General features: G+C 34.6%; 2 protein-coding genes and 2 pseudogenes. 2 read left to right on the plus strand and 2 right to left on the minus strand.

Annotated elements, in window-relative coordinates; genetic code table 11:
* A partial coding sequence (locus WGMM_RS06705; RefSeq protein ID WP_240991888.1) for a hypothetical protein occupies positions 1-210 on the minus strand: 210 nt, incomplete at its 3' end.
* A 288-nt stretch (positions 211-498) separates the two neighbouring features.
* Here WGMM_RS06705 and WGMM_RS02935 point away from each other — a divergent pair.
* Positions 499-741: pseudogene (locus tag WGMM_RS02935) on the plus strand (F0F1 ATP synthase subunit beta); the annotation flags it as partial.
* Between the two features lie 12 nt (positions 742-753).
* Positions 754-1,098 (plus strand): F0F1 ATP synthase subunit epsilon, encoded by a 345-nt coding sequence (locus WGMM_RS02940; RefSeq protein ID WP_038249830.1) that lies wholly within the window; start codon positions 754-756, stop codon positions 1,096-1,098.
* 568 nt (positions 1,099-1,666) lie between these two features.
* Here the strand turns inward: WGMM_RS02940 and WGMM_RS07505 are convergent.
* Positions 1,667-1,904 (minus strand): annotated as a pseudogene (locus tag WGMM_RS07505) (IS3 family transposase); the annotation flags it as partial.

The following is a 1,904-nucleotide window of genomic DNA, read 5'->3' on the forward strand; positions in this document are numbered from 1 at the left end:
CTTGCCAACAACTCTGAGCGGGTTAAACAGCTCATAATTATATTTACAATGACTAACCTTAACCAAGGTAAAATGCCTAGAGAAGCGGTTAGGAACATTAAAACTTATTTCTCCAAGTAATGACGGCGAGTCAATAGCGCCGTTTATTAATTTGATTGCAAAGCAAACGCCAAGAACAAATCTACGTTTTTCAAGAGACGGTAAGGACAAAAGAAGCAACCTATTTTCATAGGGGGGAAGAGAAGCAGACGGATCCCAACCCAAATTCCTAAGAGCAAACAACAGGAATTGCTTTTGAATAGATTCAATTGAGTCTACATAGCACCTGTACGAGGGAGACCACACAATAGAAGCGTACTCAAGTATAGGCCTAACCAAACACGTATACAGCCTCTTGGTAATATACGGATCATCTAGCTCTTTGGACCACCTCTTGATGAAACCAAGAGCGGACCTAGCTTTGCTTATCGAGAACTCAACGTGCAAATTGAAACGTATGAAGATAAAATTATTGTTGATAGGGCTCGTAAGATTCAGAAATTTCTTTCTCAACCTTTTCACGTTGCAGAAATATTTACTGGCATGCCTGGTAAATTTGTTTCACTTTCTGATACTGTTTCCAGTTTTAAAGGGATTGTTGAAGGCAAATATGATCACTTACCAGAGGCTGCTTTTTATATGGTGGGGAATATAGATGAAGCAATAAAAAAGGCTGAATTAATACAAGCTGAAGCTAAATAAAAGTTAAAGATTATGAATACTTTTAAAGTGCAATTTTTCTCTCCTGATGATCAAATTTCATTCAGTGGAGTGGTTTCTCTTTCAGTAACTGGGCTCGAAGGGGAGCTTATGATTTTAGCTCACCATGCTCCTTACTTAATTTATTTGTTGCCTGGTATGATTACTGCTAAAATGAGTAACCAAACAGAAAAGAAGGTTGTAATTGATAGTGGCGTATTAGAAGTTGCAAGTAATAATTGTAGCATTATAACAAGTCAAATTCAGGTTTTTGATCCTGCAATTCATGATGAGAAATCGTTTAAAAATAAGAGAATTAGTATATACTTAAGTTATCTTGATGAGAAGTTTCTTTCTTAGTTATTTTAGGCAAAAAGTCAATTGATCTTCAAGTGGCTATAAGATTTTTGCTCAGGGGGCTCTTTTTTGTCATCCCAGAAAACCCGGGGTGTCATCCCAGTGTCGGAGTACTTTAGGTGTATGATCCCAGAGTGTGATGGTATGGGACCATACACCTAATCAAATAAAAATTAAAGAAGGAGAGTTGGTTGTAACGGTTGGAGATAACGACTTTGTTTTACCTGGAATTTACGTTGGATAAACTACAAAAAATAACAGGTAAAACTCAACGTAAATTTAAGATAAACCGATTTTATTAGTATTATCAAACCAAAATCTGTTTTTAATTAATCAATAATACTTTTTTACATATTTTTATCCCCTTTCATGGATTTTTTAATTTTATAGATGATATCTAATATTATTAGAAGCATTGTAAAATATCTTATGACAAAAATTATAAAATGTATTAGCATTATTGGTATTGCATGTTTGACCTTACCCAGAAAAAGTAGAGAGAAAGTTAAGACGTTTTTATCATGAGAATAAATTGTGCAGGAATGCAATTGTTAATAGTAGAATGTCTACGTTATTTGTTATAAAAGATTTCTATGTATTCAAATATGGCAGTTCTGGTTTGTTGAGCGAGAAGTATCAATAAGCAGCTCCCTTTTAAGTGAACTTTTCTGCAACAGAGTTATCGTAACAACAGCTCTTATGGCTCATGCTGGAAATGATGTTTTTTGTATTCAATAGAAATTGGTAATTTTGAGAGGTATACTGTGACCCTTGATCGCTATGTAACAGCAGATTTTTATCGGGTTTGC

The organism is Wolbachia endosymbiont of Glossina morsitans morsitans (assembly GCF_000689175.1).
GTDB classification, from domain to species: domain Bacteria; phylum Pseudomonadota; class Alphaproteobacteria; order Rickettsiales; family Anaplasmataceae; genus Wolbachia; species Wolbachia pipientis.

Coding starts and splice junctions, on each gene's coding strand:
- WGMM_RS02940 (WP_038249830.1), top strand. CDS start 754: ATGAATACTTTTAAAGTGCAATTTTTCTCTCCTGATGATCAAATTTCA.